This is a genomic window from Chryseobacterium sp. ZHDP1 (assembly GCF_018603435.1).
In the GTDB taxonomy this organism is placed as follows: domain Bacteria; phylum Bacteroidota; class Bacteroidia; order Flavobacteriales; family Weeksellaceae; genus Chryseobacterium; species Chryseobacterium indicum.
In genome coordinates, this window is the sequence record NZ_CP075682.1 from 1,565,192 (window position 1) to 1,583,405 (window position 18,214).

An 18,214-nucleotide genomic window follows, 5' to 3' on the forward strand; every position below is an offset into this window, starting at 1 on the left:
TTCTAACAATTTTTGGACTGTATTACCAAATTTTTATTCTGTCCTGCGGAGCTTTATACATTTTGTCTCCCGGTTTGATGTCGAATGCTTTGATGAATGAATCCTGATTGACTAACGGACCGAATGCTCTGAAAATTCCCGGCGAATGCGGATCTGTTTTTACCTGATTGGTCATATACTGATCTGTGGATTTTGTTCTCCACACTGTTGCCCAGCTCATGAAGAATCTCTGATCCTGTGTAAATCCGCTGATTAATCCCGGATTTCCGTGATCTTTAAGATACATCTGAAGTGCATCGTAAGCCACTGCCACTCCTCCCAAATCTCCGATATTTTCGCCACTTGTGAATTTTCCGTTAACGAAGCTTCCTTTTACCGGTTCGTAAGCGCTGTATTGTGCAGCCAATTGTGCTACTTTTGCGTCAAAGTTTTTACGGTCTGCATCGGTCCACCAGTTATTTAGGTTCCCGTCTCCGTCGAATCTTGAACCGCTGTCATCGAATCCGTGAGAAATTTCGTGACCGATAACGGCTCCGATTCCTCCGAAATTAACGGCTGCATCTGCTTTTGGATTGTAGAAAGGCGGCTGAAGAATGGCTGCAGGGAAAACGATTTCATTGTTCGATCCACTGTAATAGGCATTTACTGTTTGCGGCGTCATTCCCCACTCTGTTCGGTCTACCGGTTTTCCTATTTTATCTAAATTTTTCTGATATTGCCACGCTGAAACATTCTGAAGATTGGAATACAATGTTGCTCCCTGTTTCGGAGATTCTACTTTTAATTGAGCATAATCTTTCCATTTATCCGGATAAGCAATTTTCACGGTGAATTTTGATAATTTTTCCTGTGCCTTTACTTTTGTTTCCGGAGACATCCAGTCCATTTCGTTGATGTGCGTTTTGAAGGATTTTAAAATGTAATCGATATACATTTCCATCTGCGCTTTTGCTTCCGGCGTAAAATATTTCTCCACATATAATTTTCCGAAGGCTTCTCCCAGAACGCTGTTTACCAAAGAAAGCCCTCTTTTGTTCATCGGACGCTGTTCTTTCTGTCCCTGAAGATATTTGGAATAGAAATCGAATCTGATCTGTTCTAAATTTTCATCCAGATTGCTTGCATTTCCATTGATTAAGTGATATTTCAGATAGTCTTTCAGCAATGGAAGGTTTTTCTGGGTAAGGAAAGAGTCCATATTCTGGTAATACCTTAGTTCTCCGATGATGACTCTGTCTGTATTTACTCCGGCATCTTTAAGATATTTCGGAAGATTGATATTTTTAACTAAAGCCGGCAATTCTGATACTTTTTTGGGGTTGTATCTTAAATTGGCATCTCTGTTCTGTTCAAGCGTTAATAAATAGTTTGCCAACTGTTTTTCGAAATCCACTACATTTTTTGCTGCAGATTCTGAATTTTTATAGCCTAAAACACCGAATAATTTTCCGACATAGGTTTGATATTCTGCTAATGTTTTTGTGTTGGCTTCATTTACTTTCTGATAGTAATCTCTTCCCAGTCCAAGATCGGGACCACCAAGATAGACTGCATTCATTTTGGAATCTTTCAGGTCTGCACCTACTCTCCATCCGTAGAAAGAATTGTCGCCTACTTTTGTTGCTTCAAGAAGGTATTTCTGAAGATCGCTAATGTTTTTAATGGCATCAATTTTTGCAAGATCTCCTTTAATCGGAGCCAGTCCTTCCGCATTTCTTTTAGCAGTATCCATAAAAGATGCGTATAAATTCTGGATTTTCTGACCTTCGGAGCCCGCAGGATAGGATTCTGACAGGATTTTGTTCAGGATGTCCAAAGAAGCATCATCTACATTTTCTCTGAGTGCGTTGAAAGAACCCCAACTTGCTTTATCTGAAGGAATCTGCGTAGTTTTTACCCAGTTTCCGTTGACATAGCTAAAAAAATCATCTTGGGGACGAACAGTTTTATCCATGTACGACAGATTGATCCCTTCTTCTTTTACTTCTTCTTTTTTCACCGGCTCTACAGCAACCGTTTTCATGGTTTCAGGTTTTTTAATTTCTCCCGTTTTCGCTGTACCACAAGAATTTAAGAATACCAGACCCGAAAAGGCAAGTATCCCGATATTTAGCTTTTTCATTAAGATATTTTTTGATTTTACACAAACTTACCAAATATACGAATTTTGATTATAAATGATAAGTGATAAATAATAATTGATGAAAAGGATGTAAATAAGAACTTGATATTTTTGTTATTTGATTTTGATTGACTGAATATTAGTATTTCACGCAAAGTTCGAAAGAGTTCTTAAATAACCTGAGTTCGGGATAAGTCTTCTTAAACGCAAAGGTTCGCAAGGTTTTGTTTTACATTGTAGTGGGTATTTTTGTTCGCAAGGGTGCTTCAATCAGCAAATGATAGCAACTTAGATTATTCGGCTCTTTGATTTTAGGAGAAATTTATTTTTATTGATTTTAACGCGATGTTCGCCAGGTTTTGTTTTGCATTGTAGTGGGTATTCTTGTTCGCAACGGCGCTTCACTCAGCAAATGATAGCAACTTAGATTATTTGGTTCTTTAATTTTAGGAGAAATCTATTTTTATTGATTCTAACGCTATGTTCGCTAGGTTTTGTTTTACATTGTAGTGGGTATCTTTGTTCGCAACGGCGCTTCACTCAGCAAATGATACAGGGATTTCTGAATTGGAGATAATTTCTATTCTATTTTTCTGATGCTGAAAAAAATGACTGAAATCCTAGCCGTGATTGAAGCATTTGTCTGAGCTCATTTTCTGGGTTTCGGCGCGGCTCCGCCGCGCCGAAACCCAGAAAATAGCGAGTGCAGAAAGCGCGAAAAAGCTCCAAAAAACAAAAAACCGCTCACTGCTGAACGGTTTTGGTTATATTTAAAAATTGTGATTACCAGATTTTAATTCTTTCTGCCGGTTTTTTGTACAATTTGTCTCCTTCTTTCACATCAAACGCTTTATAGAAAGCATCAACATTGGTTAAAGGACCGAAACTTCTGAAATATCCCGGAGAATGCGGATCTGTTTTTACCTGATTGATCATGTATTTTTCGCTGGATAATGTTCTCCAGACTGTTGCCCAGCTCAGGAAGAATCTCTGATCCTGCGTGTAACCGCTGATAACTCCCGGATTTCCTTTGTCTTTCAGATACATCTGAAGAGCGTCGTAAGCGATGTTTACTCCTCCTAAATCTGCAATATTTTCTCCGTTGGTAAAGGTTCCGTTCACAAACGTTCCTTTTACAGGCTCGTATTTATCGTATTGCGCTGCAAGAGCTTTTGTTGCTTTTTCGAAGTTGGCTTTATCTTCAGGAGTCCACCAGTCTACCAAGTTTCCGTCTGCATCGAACTGTGCACCGGAATCATCAAATCCGTGGCTCATTTCGTGACCGATAACCGCACCGATTCCTCCGAAATTCACGGCAGCATCTGCTTTAGGATTGAAGAAAGGCGGCTGTAGGATTGCAGCAGGGAAAACGATTTCGTTGTTTACCGGGTTGTAGTAAGCATTTACAGTCTGCGGCGTCATTCCCCATTCTGTTTTATCTACCGGTTTTCCGATTTTAGCTAAATCTTTGTTATACTGCCATTCTGCTATATTCTGAAGATTAGCATATAGATTTCCACCTTTTGATTCCGGCGTGATGGTTAATTTGGAATAATCTTTCCATTTGTCCGGATACGCAACTTTTACCGTGAACTTATTCAGCTTTTCCATTGCCTTTTCCTTCGTTGTAGAAGACATCCACGTTAATCCGTTGATGTGAACCGCGAAGCTTTTCTTTAAGTAATCGATCAGTTCAACCATCTGCGCTTTCGCTTCTGCAGGGAAATATTTTTCCACGTATAATTTACCGAAAGCTTCTCCTAAAGATCCGTTAATTAATTCGTAACCTCTCTTATTTAAAGCTCTCTGCTCCTTCTGTCCTCTTAAATATTTGCCATAGAAAGCGAATCTCATATCACCTAATTTTTCGCTTAGGTAAGCCGCGCTTCCGTGGATCATGTGGAATTTAAGATAATCTTTGATAACAGGAAGATTCTGTGTATTGATGAATTTATCTAAATTCTTGTAATATCCTAATTCTCCGATAATTACTTTATCTGTATTTACGCCAACTGCTTTAAGATAAGCCGGAAGGTCTACATTTTTTACCAAAGCTGAAAGCTGAGCCATTGTTTGCGGATTGTACTGTAGCGTATTATCACGGCTCTGCTCGTTGGTTAAATATGTTTTTGCGATGCTTTTCTCGTAATCTACGATACCTTTAGCGGCAGCATCCGCGTTTTTGTATCCTAGTTCTTTTAACATAGAAGCAACATATTTTGTATATTCTGCTAAAGCTTCCGTGTTTTTTTCGTTTACTTTCTGATAGTAATCTCTTCCAAGACCTAAAGATGCGTCACCAAGATAAACAACGTTCATTTTAGAGTCTTTAAGATCTGCATCTACTCCCCATCCATAGAAGTTGTTTTCTCCTTCTTTGGTTACAGAGATTAAATATTTCTGAAGATCTCCAACGGATTTAATGGCATCAATTTTATTAAGATTTGCCTGAATCGGTTTGATGCCGTCTGCATTTCTTTTTGCCATGTTCATGTACGTTGCGTACAGGTCCTGAATTTTCTTGCCTTCTGTTCCGTCAGCAAATTTATCTTTCAGAAGAGAATTCAGAATCGTCATGGAGTTGTTATCTGTATCTTCAGCCAGTTTGTTGAAACTTCCCCAAGTTGGTTTATCGGAAGGAATTTTGGCAGTTTTCATCCATGTTCCACTTACATAGTTATAAAAATCATCTTGAGGACGTACTGATTTATCCATCAAGCTAAGGTCTAGACCTTTATCTGTCGCCTGAGCGTTCACGGTCTGTGAACAAATTCCTCCTAATAAAAGCAGAGAAAGCGTTAATTTTTTCATTATAATTACAATTTTTACAATAAGTGTAACTTTTTTTTATTTCGTTACTTTTTATGAAAACAAATTTAATTAAATATTAAGATCTGTTTATATTTTAATTTTTAATTTGAAAATCTCTTCTTATCAGTCTTTGTATTTCGAAATTAAGTGAAACGCCTTTGTGTATCTTTAGTTAGGTAATTTAATATTAAAAAACGTTGTTTACCCTTGCGATAATTTAAACGCAATGCCAGACAAGGAATTATTAAAAACTCTGTTTAAAAAATTTAAGATAAACAAAGGCGCCTCACTTATTTTTGAAAGACAACTTTTTTACAATCCTAAATTTAAGACGTTGCAATTTCTTTTACATTTCCGGTACGTTTTAAGAATCCCCAGGTCTGCATTTCGCCTTTCAGTGCTTTTCGGAGACTTCTGAACAGTACAATATACATCAGCCAGCGATATCCGAAACGCTGCGGGATCACATACAGCAGGTTTACCAATTTCTCTCTCTGCATGATGAACGCAATGAAAGCCAAAGATGCATCCACCAAAAGGAAAATTAAATAGTAACTGAATATTTTTCCCCCGTTTCCGGATAATATTCCAAAAAACATAATGATATCGGCAAGCGGGGAGAAGAACGGAATAATGTACTGAAAGAGTAAAATATTCGGCATTGCCCAAAGTCCTAAACCTTTGTATTTCGGGTTAAGGAAAGTCTGTCTCTGTTTCCAGAACATTTGCATAATTCCGTACGTCCATCTGAAACGTTGTTTTAAAAACTGTTTTACGCTTTCCGGAGCTTCTGTTACGGCAACTGCGCGGTTTTCGTTAGCAACGGTGTAACCTTCTCTTAATATTTTAACCGTAATATCACAGTCTTCGGCCAAAGTGTCGGAAGAATATCCGCCAACTTCTTCAATTACAGATTTTCTGAAAGCTCCGATAGCACCGGGAATTACAGTAATGGCATTGATATTGGCATACGCTAAACGATCAAAATTCTGACTGGTTGTATATTCAATAGACTGCCATTTTGTAAGCCAGTTTACGGTATTTCCCACTTTTACATTTCCAGCCACGGCTGCAATTTTTTCATGTGGATCTGAGTTTAAAAATCTTGCAATTAAATATTTTACGGCATCTTTTTCCAGTTTTGTATCGGCATCTATGCAGACCACAAATTCTGCATCGGTTTGGGAGATTCCGAAGTTCAGGGCAGTTGCTTTTCCGCCGTTGGTTTTGCTGAAAATTTTCAGTTTCGGATGTTCAGAAAAGGTTTCTTTTGCTTTTTCGTAGGTTGAATCTTTACTTCCGTCGTCTACCAGAATAATATTGAAATTGGGATAGGTCTGTTTTAACAGATTGTTTAATGATGACACAATGTTGACTTCTTCATTGTACGCAGGAACAATAATTGAAACCTTCGGGTAAGATTCCAAAACAGGAAATTCTCCCGATTTTTTCTCTTTTCGACGTTCTTTAAACGCCCAGAATAACATAATAAATAATCTGATGAGTCCTAATGCGATAAAAATGGTAAACAAGGCTACTAAAAAATGACTGATTCCGTAAATAATGGTTGCCAAAAGAAGATTAAGCTGCATTACGTAATAGGCTCTTGTTTTTGGAACAGAAGGCATAAGTTCTGCTTTGTTTTTATGCAGAATACTGGCAAGATTGGTGAAATGATAGCCTTGTTTCTGTAAAGTCGGGATTAAAACTTTCAAAGCTTTTACGGTTTCTTCACGGGTTTCACCTCCTGCATCGTGAAGGAGTATGATGTTTCCGCGTTCGGCTTTTACACCTGCTAAAACACGTTTTACAATTTCATCGGCCTTTATTCCCGGCTGCCAGTCTTCGGGATCGATGTTTTCTCCAATATCAAGGTAATTCTGTTGTCTTGCCAATGCAACAGGTATAATTTCTTCGGAAGTTGTAGGCTCAGAGTCCGCATTGTAAGGTGCTCTGAAAAGAATGGTACTGTGTCCTGTGATACATTCGATGAGCAGTCTGGTGAGTTTCATTTCCAGCAGGGCTCTTTGGGGACTTACTTTAGCCACATTTTCATGGGTAAAGGTATGGTTTCCGATTTCATGTCCTTCTCTGTAAATTCTTTTAACCAAAGGAAGGTTTTTTTCTGCATTTAATCCTACCAAAAAGAAGGCGGCCGGAACGTGGTATTTTGACAATACGTCTAAAACCTGCGGAGTGTAGGTTTCATCAGGACCGTCATCAAAAGTTAATACCAGTTCCTTCTGTGGAGCTTCTCCATATTTTTTAACTTCGTAAGAACTGGGATAGGTTATATAATTTTCATCGGTGATGATTTTTTCTTTGGGATCAATCTCAAGGGCAATTTTTCCGTCGTGAGGCGTATTCAGAACGTCCAAAACTTCGCCGTCACCAATGTAATCGACCATGGTCTGACCTTTTACATTTTCAAGACTTTTTAAATTTAATTTTGATAAACCTGCAAACGTAAGATCTCTATCGTAAAAGTTCCAGATGCGGCTGTCTTCACTTCCCAGTCTCCAGAGCGCTGTTCCGGCAAGAGGATATTCGGCAGAGAAACGCATCGTATTAAAAATAGAAGCAGCATCGTTAAAAAATACGGTATGTGTATTGTTTTTTGAATCTGTATAGGAATAATTTAAGTTAAAGGTATTGTCGTCGAAATTAATGCTCGCTTTACTTGCACTCGATTTGGTAATTGCCTGCATATACGTTACGGAAACATTCTGCTCCTTGTCTGTACTCCAGTCGTAGCCATAAGCTCCCAATCCTAAAATAATTTTATTCGGTGAAGTTTTTGCCAGAATTTTTCCGGTTTGTGCTTCGATCCATTTCTGAGAAGAAACAGGTCCCGCGTCACTATCCAGTGCATATTCATCATACGCCATTAATACAAAATAATCTACGTAAGGATTCAGTCTCTGGATATTGTAATCGTTATTATCCGTCATGATATCCATGGAAACCAATAATTTATTCTGCTTAAATGTTTCGGAAAGCTCTTTCATAAAAGCGATCAGGTTTTCATCAGAATCCAGATTCATATCTTCAAAGTCGATATTGATTCCTTTGAAATTGAGTTTCTGGCATTGAAGCGTTAATTTCTGAATAAGCTGGGTTCTTTTTTTTGGATCTTTCAACACTTTCCCCAGTCCTTCAGAATGGAATTCCTGTTCAAAATTATTACTGAGAATCGGCATTGCCGCAACTCCTGTTCTTTTAATAACTTTATAACCGGCAGGATCTACATTGGTTTTAAGATCCCCGGTTTTCGGATCAAGGAAAAACCATTCCGGAAAAACAAGATTGATGTGTCTGATATTTCTTTTTAAAGACATTAAAGACTGCGGATCCCATGCCACATAAAATGCAGAACGTATTCCGTCCGGAAACTGCGCCCAGTTTCTGTTTTGGTTTTTAAGTCTTTCGGCTCTTGCTTTTTCAATTTTAGCAAGGTTGGTGTGCATTGTTTTTTCGGAAATGAAACTTCGGAATCCTTTATATTCTTTAGAAATTTTGTTCTCCTGAAGATAAGGTCTGTTTGCTGTTATAACCGCTTTGTAATCTTCTTTAAAGGGAATTTTGGGACTTCTGTCCAATTTCATCATAAGACCTAATGCCAGAAAAAGAAGGATGGCTACGAAGATAAAAATCCGGCTTCCCCACTGAACGTTTCTCCAGCGTTTTTTACTGTCGGTCTGAAAAATCTGCTTTGAGTTTTCCACGATTTTGATATTTTTCTCACTAACGTCAAAAACCGTGAAAAACCTATACAGAATTAATTAAAAAAAAATTAAAAATTTATAAGATTACTGATTGTTTACCAGGACAGCCACCAAATCCTGAATAACTTTCTGCGATACAAAGTGCATGAAATCCTGTCTTTCCAGATGTGGCATATATAATCTTGAAGTCACTTCCTTATCGTGGATTCTTATGGTGTAAAAAACAGTTCCGACCTTTTTTCCGTCCTCCCCTTTTCCGGGACCTGCAACTCCGGTTGTAGACAAAGAAATATCGGTATGAAATAATTGCTGACAGCCTTCTGCCATTTCTGCCGCAACCTGCTCGCTCACAACAGTAAATTCTTCTACGGTTTCTTTTTTTACTTTTAGAATATCGGTCTTTTTTTCTGTAGCATAAGAAATAATTCCGCCAAGGAAATATTTTGAACTTCCTGAAACAGAAGTAATCATTTTTGCGAGTTCGCCTCCGGTACAGCTTTCGGCAGTAGAAAGTGTCAGCTTTTTCTCTGTTAAAATATCGGCAAGGATTTTTTCTATTCTATCCTGCGAAGTGGCGATTACATGATCTTTCACTAAAGGAAGGAGTTTCTTAATTTCTTCCTCAAGTTGCTGTTTCAAAATGTTTTCATCTTCTCCGCTTGCAGTCAGCCTCAGCTTTACACGGGTTCCTACAGGAAGATAGGATAAAGAAAGATTTTCCGGCAAGGCAAGCTCCCAGTTTTCAATTGTATCTGCAAGAACACTTTCCGGAATTCCGACTACGGAAACAATTCTCGTGGAAAGATAATGCAGACTGAATTTATCTTTTAAATAAGGAACAATCTGATCTTTAATTAAAGGTTTTACTTCATAAGGAACTCCGGGAAGACTGAAAAGGAGTTTTCCGTTTTCTTCCATCATCATGCAGGGTGCAGTTCCGAAATGGTTCTGAAATACTTTGGACTTCGTAGGGACAAAAGCCTGTTCGCGGTTTCTTTCAAGAATTTCTGTTCTTCCCCTCTTTTCCATGTACGCTTTAAGATGGGCAAAAGTTTCTTCGTCTAAAGCAATTTCGTCATTGAAAAATTCGGCAATGGCTTTTTTGGTTTTATCGTCTCTTGTAGGACCTAAACCTCCGGTTGTAATGATGATATCTCCCAGTTCAAAAGCAGATGTTATGGTCTTTTTAATTATTTCAATCTGGTCTGAGATGGTAAAAATCTGTACCACTTTTATCCCAATATTTTTCAGTTCAGCAGCAATAAAGTTAGAATTGGTATCTACGGTACTTCCTGAAAGGATTTCGTCACCAATGGTGATCAGAACGGCATTTTTCATATAATTTGGTCGAAAAAATTTTCTGTACAAATGACGGAAATTTCCCTGTGACGGGCAATATAAATTGATTTTTTCTATTTTTGGATAAAATTGTTTAAAACTATCATTCAATATGTCTAAATATGATGATGCTTCATGGCATTACGGCAGCGATTTTCCTGAAGAACTTCCAATAAAAAACGGAGCAACCCACACCGGAATGTTTCTGAACTGGTGTATTAATAACGATTTCATCTCGGAAGAATTTAAAGAAGATCATGAAGAAGAAATTCAAAGCTTAAAAAGAAGAAAAATTACCGGCGCTGAATTCATCATGGATTTCATGGACGGAAAGTTTTCTGAATATGACCTCAATGATACCGGTAATGCATTTGCTGAAGATTACTATAAAGACGACACGGATTTCGGAAACCGGTTCAGCTCTTTTGCAGACGATTATGTAAATCTGTTTGATACAAAAGCGGAAGAGAATGATTACGAATACGAAACCTTTTATCACATCGAAGATACGTACGAAAATTATGATCTGATGAAACAGGTTATCGATTATCGTTTTGAAGAGTGGAAAGAATACAAAGGATTGGTTTAAAATAAATATCAGTAAACTTGTCTAAACTTTTTTAACTCAAAAGATTTTAACAATTTAGTTTCTTAAGTTGAATAATTAAGTGAAAAAAGGGCACATAAGTTTAAAAAAATCAAAGATTTTGTCTCTTTGCAGACTTTTGAAATATTTTAAATTTAAATAAATCAAATAAGTCCTTTGTGTACCTTTTGCGGGTAAATTTAAAATGATTATCCGTTATTGATCATAATGCTTAATTTTCACGCAAAGAATCGCTAAGATTCTTTTATACACCAACTGTTTTTAAGTTCGCAAAGGTGCTTCGACAAGCTCAGCATAAACTACTCACTCAGCGAAGAACTCAAAGGTTTTCTAATGATGACAAATTACGGACAATCATTAAATTTAAAATGAGTTTAAACTTAGTTTTAAACTGTACTACTTTCAACTCTGCTCAGATGTTTTTTCTTGAAAGCGGAAGGCGTTTCTCCGATGTATTTTTTGAATAATTTATTAAAATAAGAAAGACTTTCAAAACCTACCTGGAAACAGACTTCCGTAACACCGTGATTTTGCAGCAATAAAAGTTTTGCCTGATTAATCCTGTAATTGTTTACAAAATCTGTAAACGTCATATTGGTCTGTTTTTTAAAATAGCGGCAGAATGCGGGAGTACTTAAGTTCACGTTTTCTGCGATAATATTTACATTTGGGTTCTGATCATAATTTTCATGAATATAATCGTAAATAGTTCCCATCCGGATTTTATCATTTAAAAACCATTTGATGCGGGTATCTTCGCTGTTCAGTTCTTTTACTTCTTCGGAATCTGCAAGAATCTGTAAAATTTCGATGAGCCCGACAAAAGCATGAAAGGAATTTTCGTTTTTTATCTGGTGTAGTTTTTCAACGACTGTTTTTTTGGTTTGTCCTGAGAAAGATAATCCCAGATAAGATCGTTCCAGCAGTTTTTTAATGTTTTCAAATTCAGGAACGGGCATAATGTATTCCTGAAGAAAATTTTCGCGCATCTGCAAAACCATCTGTCTGCATTCGGTCTGGATTTTATAATCAAAATTAAGATGTGGAACATTAGAACCTATTAAAAGCAGATCGCTGTCTTTAAAATCTGAAATATTTTTACCGACATGGCGGATTCCGTTGCAGGCTTCTACATATACAAGCTCGATTTCCGGGTGATAATGCCAGTAAAAACAGTTTTTAAGAGATGGTGAAAACAGCTTAAAAGATTTTCCGTCTTCAAATTCAATATTTTCTTTCTGAATTTTCATTATGTTCTCTTTTGATTAATATTCAATTCAAAATTAATTAAAAAAGTTAATACAGAGCAAATATGAGTCATTACTGTTAAAGTATAAGTGATTATTTCTATCGAATTTTGCACTTTCGAAAGAGATCGTGAATTAGTTACCCAAAAAAATTACAGTTAAAAGGAATTACAATGAAGATTGATAAAAGAATAATACCGCTCGCCATCGGAGGTCTGGGAATCGGAACCACCGAGTTTACTATAATGGGCTTGCTTCCCGATATGGCAAAAAGTCTACAGATCAGTATTCCTGAAGCCGGACATCTCATCTCGGCTTATGCTTTTGGAGTAGTTGTGGGAGCACCGATCCTTATTGGATATTCTGTAAAGTTTCCACCTAAAAAAGTGCTGATTGTTTTGATGATGATCTTCACTCTGTTTAATGCATTATCAGCAATTGCTCCCGATTATAATACGATGATGATTATCCGTTTCCTTTCCGGACTTCCGCATGGAGCATTTTTTGGAGTGGGAACCGTGGTTGCCACGAGATTAGCGGCAAAAGGTAAAGAAGCGTTCTATATATCGCTGATGTTTACAGGACTTACGATTGCGAATCTCGCGATGGTTCCGCTGGTAACGTATATCGGTCATGCATTTCACTGGAGATGGTATTTTGCCATTGTTGCTGTGATCGGGTTATTTGCCTTATTATTTTTAAAACTCTGGCTTCCGATACTTGAAACCAATGAAGACACTTACTTCATGGAAGAAATGAAATTTTTGAAGAAAAAGCAGTCATGGATGGTTTTAATGATTACTGCGATTGGTTTTGGAGGATTATTTACCTGGTTCAGTTATATTACACCTTTGATGACCATTGTTTCAGGAATTAAAGAAAACCAAATGGCTTACGTAATGATTCTCGCGGGAGCCGGAATGGTTGTCGGAAATCTGGTCGGCGGATATTTGTCTGACAGACTGAGCCCTGAAAAGACCTGTGTTTTATTACTTTTTTTAATGATGAGTTCTTTAGTGGGCGTATTTTTCCTTTCAGAATATCAAACGGTTTCATTGGTAATGACGTTTATCTGCGGCGCACTGTCGATGTCGGTTGCTGCACCGATTAATATTATGATGATGAAAGCCGCACCTAAAAGCGAGATGATGGCTGCCGCTTTTATGCAGGCCGGATTTAATTGTGCGAATGCCTTGGGAGCATTTTTGGGAGGAATACCGCTGGAAAATGGTTATTCTTTCAATTATCCTTCTTTGGTAGGCGTTGGAATGACGTTAATCGGACTTATCATTGCTTTCAGATATAAGCAATTATACAGTCTGGAAAAAATTGAAGAAAAAGAAATAACAACTGAATGTATTTCCTGCGAACAATAAAAGAATCGGCAGTTTCCGGAGGAAACTGCCGATTTTCATAATCTTTAAACTTTTTAGAATTTAAATGTGCATCCGCAAACGCTCATTTTACCTTCTACAACAGTAGTCCATTGTCCGTTCCATGTTCCTCCGTAAGACGCACAGATAGATGGGCAAACTTCTTTAGCATCTTCGTCGCTCCAGATCGGACCGGCCAAAACATCTAAAGTATACTCTGAATCTCCTGTAGGCTGAGTATTAAGCTCAACTTCGATAACGCTCATCTGTGCTTCCACAATGGTAGACCATTGTCCTGTAAATTTTCCTAAATGTGCGGCTGCAATTCGTCCGCCTAATTTTTGTGCTTCGTCATTGCTCCAAAGTGGTCCCGCAATGATGTTGATTTTGAATGTTGACATGATTTTTAGTTTTTTGTTTGTTTAACATTACAAATGTAGTCACAATAATGAGAAATATTATACGCAGAATGTACTAAATTGATAATTAGGTATTTATACTTACAGTTTAATTTTCAGATCAATAAAAAAGACTGCCTTAAAAAAGACAGTCCTCCGTTGTTTTTATAATAAGCAGATTACGCTTCTACTTCATTCCCGTTTTTGCACCAGTACAACGCATTGTAAAGGTTACCTTTCGGGAAGGATTTGAATTCTCCCGGCATCAGTACACTGAAAATTTCTGTGAAATTCTGTACATTCTGATTGTCGGTAAGAATAGCCGCCCTATTCCATTTGGTAAGATTCTTCAATCCGAGAAGAGCGTCTTCAAGCCATGCACCGGCTGTAAAATTATCCAGATCTGTGTCAAGATACATCAGATAATTCAGCTCTCCAAACTGCTCAATCTTTGCTTTCACTCTTGGAAAAACAAGATTTTCAAAGTCCTCTTTCGTCACTTCTCCTGTTGCGTTAAATGCTGCAACATTTTCCGGAGCCTCTGGAATAATCGTTATCATATTTTTATTTTTAATGTGGTTTGATGGAACGGTGAAAACAAATATTAAACCAATATGAATGTTAAATGAATAAAAGGTGTAATTATTGTTAATTTAGAAAAAAATAATACAATGGATCTTAAATCTAACGAACCTTTCTGGCTTTTAAAAAACGGATTAGTTTCTTCCTATCCTTCATTGAAATCCAATGAAGAATGTGATGTGCTGATTATCGGCGGCGGAATTACCGGAAGCCTGATTGCCCATCAGATGATTTCCGACGGGTATAAAACGATTCTTATCGACAAGCGTGAGATCTGCAATGGCAGTACTTCGGCAACAACTTCCATGCTTCAATACGAAATTGATGTTCCTCTTTATGAACTTATTGAAAAAATAGGAAAAAAGGGAGCTGTAGCAAGTTATAAGGCATGTTCGGATTCCATTGATAAGCTTGAAAAATTAACCGATGAAATTAAGTCGAATTCGGGATTTAAAAGAAAAAAATCGCTGTATTTTGCTTCAAAGAAGAAAGATGCTGTATGGCTGAAAAAAGAATATGAAGCGAGAAAAAATGCCGGATTCAAGATAAAATGGCTTGAAAGTGATGAGGTTTCAAAACAATTCGGATTCGAAAATACTTTTGGCGGAATTGTATCTGAGCAGGGAGCCAGTATTGATGCTTTTAAATTTGCCCACGAACTGTTTAAACTGAATGTAAGCAAAGGATTAAAAATTTTTGATAAAACAGAAATGACAGATGTTGAATATTTTAAAGGGTATAATTTAATTACAGTGGATTCCGGTTTTCAGATCAGGGCTAAAAAAATCATTTACTGCATCGGCTATGAAAGTAAAAATCTTATCAAAGAACATTTTGTGAATTTAAAAAGTACCTATGCCATTGTTTCTGAAATTGATAAGAAAAAATTTAAAAACATCAGCAATACTCTGGTCTGGAATACCGATGAACCTTATATGTATATGCGGACAACAGATGACGGAAGAATGCTGATCGGAGGAGGCGACGAAGATTTTTATGATGCTAAAAAACGCGATTCTCTTTTAAATAAAAAAGAAAAGGAGATTTTAAAGACATTGAAGAAAATAAAGCCCGACTATCATTTTTACACAGATTTTGTATGGGCAGGAACTTTTGGCGAAACTAAGGACGGGCTGCCTTATATCGGGGAACATAAGGATTTTAAAAACTCTTATTTTGTATTGGGTTTCGGAGGAAACGGAATTACGTTCTCGGTTACCGGAATGGAAATGGTTTCTCGATTCATGAAAGGTAAGAAGCATCTGCTTTCAAAGTATTTTCAATTTGGGAGATGATTTCTGAAGTTTTCAGGGTTTCGGCGGAGGCGAAGCCTCCGCCGAAACCCTGAAAAATCCACGGCAAAAATTGCCGCGGATCACCACACTCAAAATATTTGTTGTCGGAACTTTGAAAACAACATTTATTCTTTATTCAACTTTAATGGTTATTAGTTTTTAATCACTTCTGATATTTAAATTTAATTTCTGCTGATAATCTTTCAGTTAGAGGCTATAGCCGTTTTTCTTTGCCAGTTCCAGAACAGACCTTTCAATTGCTTTTCCAAGATCATCGGCTTCAGAATTTCCTCGTTTTTTCATTTCGGCATCAATGAAATCCTGTCTCTTTTTAGACAATACTTCAATTTCTTTCTGAATTTTTTGTCTCTCGGCTGATTTTTCGGCAACCGCTTTTTTTATTTCTTCTTTGCTTTTTCCTTTCAATTCAGCAGGAAGCTCTTCTGCTTTTACATCCGACATGAAGTTCACATCCTTTTCGGCGCGGTCGACCAAATCCCAATGATCGTTTTTATAGGCATTTTTCTTAGATTTTGCGACCGTTCTTTCCACGGCGTTGGAAACCGACTGCACTTCGGCATTTTTATCCTGAAGCATCTGTTTGGCTTTAAATTCCGAACCGTGACTTCCGTAATAAATGTAGGTGTCATTCAGCTTGGCATTGCATTCTGAAATTCTGACATCATAGGGAGTTTCTATATAAATAACTTTCTGGTCGCTGTCGATATTGAAATATTTCCCTTCGCCCAAAGAAGCGCCGTTTTGCCAGAAAGTCTGTATTCCTTCATCACGGCTGCCGCAGAAAATCGTGTTGGTGTAAATATTCTTTCTTTTCGCACTCGGAATTACTTCTTTATAGCTGATTTTTCCCTGATCAAAAGGCTCGTTTCCTGCAATATAAATCAGTTTCATGCTTTGGTTATTATCATCCCATTTCAGGTTCATCGAGGCATCACGGATTACCGCTCCGCAATATTCGCTTCCGCCGTTGGTTCTCAAAGCAAACAGTTTTTCCGAAACCAGATCCAGATCCTGAGTAAGCGGAGTTACCTGTCGGATATAATTCTCATCTCTGAGACCGTCATTTCCGTATTCATACAAAGCAATTTCCACTTGCGGCGCTTTGCCGTTGTATTTTAAAGTTGTTAAAGTATTCACGATGTTCCATAGCCGGGATTTTGCCTGATCGATCAATCCGTCCATACTGTTGGAAGTATCTAAAAGCAAAGCAACCTGAATTTTATTTTCTTTGATACTCGTTTTGGAAGATGAATTGATATTCTGAACCATTGTTCTCTGAACGGCGGGTTCTTTACACTCAAATTTCGAGTTTTGTACGCTTAATAAAGCGGCGGTTCCGGCTGCTAATGTTAAAATTTTAAAAGCTGTCATGATTTTGTGTTTTAAAGGATTTCGTATTTTGTTTTAATGCTGTATTTCAGCTTAATATTATCAATATTTTCAAAAGAATAATCTACATTAGAATCTGCTGCTTCAAGCTGGATATTGGAAACTTTAGCTCTGAAGTTCATCGGCATCATCATATCACTGGTATAATCTTCAATTTCTACAATTTCAAGCGGAGTCCCGGTTCTTTTGCCCATACTTTCCAGAAGATAATCTGCCTTATCTTTTGCCGCTTTTAGAGCATTGATTTTTACAGTTTTTCTGAAATCTGTAATTTTTGTGTTTTTAATTTCCGCAATGTTGATGTTGTTAACCCACTTCTGGTTCAGGTTTTCAAAAAGATTGCCCATATCGGTCTTCTTTGTTACTTTAAACTGAAGATTCTTAGTGAAAATTTTCGTTTTGGAATAAATATTCTGGTACATCGATTTGAATTTGATGTCTTCGTTTTTTACTCCGTTGTTTTTAAGGATTTCAAAAAGCTGTTTTTCGTTCTCGGCAAGCTGATTTTTGTTATCTCCTTTAATTCCTACATTAAAAATAATTTCATCCGGTTCCACTTCCATTTCTGCAATTCCGGTTACTTCAATGAAATTTTTCTTTGTTTCCTGTGCGTTGATCAGTCCTCCTATCAGAAATAATCCAATCAGTAAAAAATGTCTCAGTTTCATAATTTTCTTTTTTTAATTTTAAACTTCTAGAGTAAAATTACATTGATTTAAAACTGAAAATCGGGAGACTTGGTGAAATGAAGGTTTGGCTTGGTGAAATCAAAAAAATTAGAGATGATGATTATTTTAACACAATGTTCGCAAAGATTTTCATTGAAATTATTATGAGTATTCTTCTCCACAACGGCACTGCGTTCAGCAAATGATAGCTAAAAATAATGTTTTGTGATGAATATAAAAAACAGTCCTGAAAAGAACTGTTTATCTGTTGGTGAGAATAATTGATTTTCCGCTTGGTGTGACCAGTTTTTTCACTTCGGAGAAAAGTGTGGTGCGGATGATGAGTTCATCATTTTTTTCTGAAATGTTATATGGATCGGATGTTACATTTGCATCGTCGATATCATGTTCAAAAAGCTTGGTAGAACCGGACTGATCCACAGAGTAAAAATCTACTTTGTAATCATTAAGTCCGGTCTGATAAAATTTGTAAACAATTTTTTCATTGAGATCGCTGGAAATGATCTTGGTTTCAATGAAATTGTTTTGTTCAAGAAACGAACAACTCTGCAGGAATAATACAGGTAAAAGAAAAAAGTAAAACTGTTTTTTCATAGTCATGTTTGGTTTTAGCAAAG

At 37.0% G+C, this 18,214-nt stretch carries 13 protein-coding genes; 3 read left to right on the forward strand and 10 right to left on the reverse strand.

Annotated features, from left to right (window positions below; all coding sequences use genetic code 11):
* Positions 1-22 precede the first annotated feature (22 nt).
* The 4 genes from KKI44_RS07085 to KKI44_RS07100 all read right to left on the reverse strand — a co-directional run bounded on the left by KKI44_RS07085 (position 23) and on the right by KKI44_RS07100 (position 9,996).
* Entirely contained in the window at positions 23-2,122 is a 2,100-nt protein-coding gene (locus KKI44_RS07085) for a M13 family metallopeptidase (RefSeq protein ID WP_214590476.1), read from the reverse strand.
* A gap of 783 nt (positions 2,123-2,905) precedes the next feature.
* Positions 2,906-4,933 (reverse strand): M13 family metallopeptidase, encoded by a 2,028-nt coding sequence (locus KKI44_RS07090; protein ID WP_214590477.1) that lies wholly within the window; start codon positions 4,931-4,933, stop codon positions 2,906-2,908.
* Positions 4,934-5,259: 326 nt separating this feature from the next.
* Positions 5,260-8,658, reverse strand: coding sequence for a polysaccharide deacetylase family protein (locus tag KKI44_RS07095; protein ID WP_214590478.1), 3,399 nt, complete (start codon positions 8,656-8,658; stop codon positions 5,260-5,262).
* A gap of 84 nt (positions 8,659-8,742) precedes the next feature.
* Positions 8,743-9,996 carry a CinA family nicotinamide mononucleotide deamidase-related protein gene (locus KKI44_RS07100; protein WP_214590479.1) on the reverse strand — a complete coding sequence of 418 codons (1,254 nt, stop codon included), beginning with the start codon at positions 9,994-9,996 and terminating at the stop codon, positions 8,743-8,745.
* Between the two features lie 112 nt (positions 9,997-10,108).
* Between KKI44_RS07100 and KKI44_RS07105 the strand changes: the two genes are divergently transcribed.
* A complete protein-coding gene (locus KKI44_RS07105) occupies positions 10,109-10,585 on the forward strand; it encodes a hypothetical protein (protein ID WP_214590480.1) in 477 nt (158 codons plus the stop codon).
* A gap of 404 nt (positions 10,586-10,989) precedes the next feature.
* Here the strand turns inward: KKI44_RS07105 and KKI44_RS07110 are convergent, their stop codons facing one another.
* Complete coding sequence (locus KKI44_RS07110; protein ID WP_214590481.1) at positions 10,990-11,853, reverse strand: AraC family transcriptional regulator; 864 nt, start codon at positions 11,851-11,853, stop codon at positions 10,990-10,992.
* Between the two features lie 170 nt (positions 11,854-12,023).
* On the opposite strand from KKI44_RS07110, the gene KKI44_RS07115 reads away from it, so the two are divergent.
* Positions 12,024-13,226, forward strand: a complete 1,203-nt coding sequence (locus KKI44_RS07115) for an MFS transporter (protein ID WP_214590482.1) — start codon at positions 12,024-12,026, stop codon at positions 13,224-13,226.
* 53 nt (positions 13,227-13,279) lie between these two features.
* Here the strand turns inward: KKI44_RS07115 and KKI44_RS07120 are convergent, their stop codons facing one another.
* Both KKI44_RS07120 and KKI44_RS07125 read right to left on the reverse strand, forming a co-directional pair.
* The gene (locus KKI44_RS07120) at positions 13,280-13,624 is read right to left on the reverse strand and encodes a mannan-binding lectin (protein WP_214590483.1); all 345 of its coding nucleotides are present in this window, start codon (positions 13,622-13,624) and stop codon (positions 13,280-13,282) included.
* 176 nt (positions 13,625-13,800) lie between these two features.
* The gene (locus KKI44_RS07125; RefSeq protein ID WP_214590484.1) at positions 13,801-14,181 is read right to left on the reverse strand and encodes an STAS/SEC14 domain-containing protein; all 381 of its coding nucleotides are present in this window, start codon (positions 14,179-14,181) and stop codon (positions 13,801-13,803) included.
* Between the two features lie 111 nt (positions 14,182-14,292).
* Between KKI44_RS07125 and KKI44_RS07130 the strand changes: the two genes are divergently transcribed.
* A complete protein-coding gene (locus tag KKI44_RS07130) occupies positions 14,293-15,498 on the forward strand; it encodes an NAD(P)/FAD-dependent oxidoreductase (protein ID WP_214590485.1) in 1,206 nt (401 codons plus the stop codon).
* Between the two features lie 207 nt (positions 15,499-15,705).
* Here KKI44_RS07130 and KKI44_RS07135 read toward each other — a convergent pair whose 3' ends face one another.
* From KKI44_RS07135 to KKI44_RS07145, 3 genes are all read right to left on the reverse strand, one after another.
* Positions 15,706-16,890, reverse strand: coding sequence for a VWA domain-containing protein (locus KKI44_RS07135; RefSeq protein WP_214590486.1), 1,185 nt, complete (start codon positions 16,888-16,890; stop codon positions 15,706-15,708).
* A gap of 11 nt (positions 16,891-16,901) precedes the next feature.
* Positions 16,902-17,576, reverse strand: a complete 675-nt coding sequence (locus KKI44_RS07140) for an SIMPL domain-containing protein (protein WP_214590487.1) — start codon at positions 17,574-17,576, stop codon at positions 16,902-16,904.
* Between the two features lie 261 nt (positions 17,577-17,837).
* Entirely contained in the window at positions 17,838-18,191 is a 354-nt protein-coding gene (locus KKI44_RS07145; protein WP_214590488.1) for a hypothetical protein, read from the reverse strand.
* Positions 18,192-18,214 lie beyond the last annotated feature (23 nt).